Source organism: Komagataeibacter europaeus LMG 18890 (genome assembly GCF_000285295.1).
Lineage (GTDB): Bacteria > Pseudomonadota > Alphaproteobacteria > Acetobacterales > Acetobacteraceae > Komagataeibacter > Komagataeibacter europaeus.
Genome location: NZ_CADP01000018.1, coordinates 1 through 327 on the forward strand (window position 1 = coordinate 1; position 327 = coordinate 327).

Annotated in this window: 1 pseudogene (only partly in view); it reads right to left on the reverse strand. The window is 52.9% G+C overall.

Annotated elements, in window-relative coordinates:
- Positions 1–272: 272 nt before the first annotated feature.
- Positions 273–327 (reverse strand): annotated as a pseudogene (locus GEU01_RS22475) (mannitol dehydrogenase family protein); it runs 1,413 nt beyond the window's last position.

Here is a 327-nt window from a genome sequence, read left to right on the forward strand (position 1 = left end):
ATAAGACCGCCTCGATAAAAAGACGGTTGTCCTGCCCGCTGCGCCCCCGATCCGTTTTCTTGCCAAGGCACAGCGGTTCCATTTTCGCCCATTGGGCGTCTGTCAGTACGAAGCGATCCATACGGATTTTGAATCACATTTGGTGACTTTGAAAAAGCACAATTCCCAACAGACCCCAAAAAAGCTTCGGAGGGAACGCCGCCTTTTTAGGAAAAGACGGCACCCAAAAGCTTCTATTATTTATTATTGCCGGTTTGTTCCGGAACGCGTCCTTATGCAGGCAGGCTGGCCCGCACGCCATGATCACGAATGGCCCGGCGTGCGGCG